Raw genomic sequence first — 986 nt, forward strand, 5'->3', positions numbered from 1 at the left:
CTGCGTTTGCTGCCGGGTTACGCGCCCGCATCGACTTTGAAAAAGGCTGGTGGTGGAGCAAGTCGAACCAGGACATCAACAACATCCTCGGTGTTGAGCAGATCGATGAATTTATCCTCGGGGATGAGAACTGCGATGCAAACCTGCTCAACATGCAGAACGTGTCCACCATTATCCGCCGGGCGGGTTTTAAACACTGGGGTAACCGCCTGTGTGCTACCAATCCACAGTGGCGTTTTGAATCTGTCCGTCGTACTGCTGATGTTATTGAGGACAGCATTCAGGAAACCATGCTGGAGTATGTTGACCGCCCACTGGACCGGGAAAATGCGGATGACATTATCGGTACCATCAATGCCTATATGCGGCACCTGGTCGGTCTTGGCGCCATATTCGGTGGGCGGGCCTGGCTGGATGAAGAACTGAACACCGCGGAAACCATGGCGTCGGGTGTCCTGTACATCAATTATGACTTTGGTCCGAAATCGCCGACTGAACTTATCAGCCTGCGCGTCCGGGTGAACAATAACTATGCGCTTGAGGAGATGCTTGCAGCATGAGCGATAAAAACACACTACGCGTCTGGACCTTCTTCCGGCAGGGGATCCGTATTCAGGGGGCGCATGAATTTACGCCGCCGTCTCTGGCTATTGTTAAAACGGATTTGCGTACCGGCGCACAGGATGCGCCAACTCCGGTTGATGACGGCATGGAAGCACTGACCTGTCAGGTTAAATTTTATGGGATAGATACGGATATGCTGGCCAGCTTTGGTTTTGTCAGCGGCAGCCGTTCACGCTTTACGGCTTATCAGGGCTATCTCGGTAACGGCACTGCGCGCGGTACGGTTGAGGAAATCGAGGGGTTTGTACAGACCGTCACGCCGGATGCGCGCAGTAAGGACACGCTTTCCGAAAATGCCGTGACGGTTGATATTGCCGTCAGCTACTACCGTCAGTCACTGGACGGGCGCGAACTGTTCGCCA

The 986-nt window shown here is 54.1% G+C and carries 2 protein-coding genes; both read left to right on the forward strand.

The window, feature by feature from the left end; all coding sequences use genetic code 11:
• Positions 1 to 560, forward strand: a 560-nt coding sequence (locus OH663_RS26005) for a phage tail sheath C-terminal domain-containing protein (RefSeq protein WP_263525946.1), incomplete at its 5' end; no start/stop codon positions are given.
• Positions 557 to 986, forward strand: a 430-nt coding sequence (locus tag OH663_RS26010; protein WP_263525947.1) for a phage major tail tube protein, incomplete at its 3' end; no start/stop codon positions are given. The genes OH663_RS26005 and OH663_RS26010, both read left to right, overlap by 4 nt.

It is taken from the genome of Citrobacter sp. Marseille-Q5395, from assembly GCF_947057495.1.
In the GTDB taxonomy this organism is placed as follows: Bacteria; Pseudomonadota; Gammaproteobacteria; order Enterobacterales; family Enterobacteriaceae; genus Citrobacter; species Citrobacter murliniae.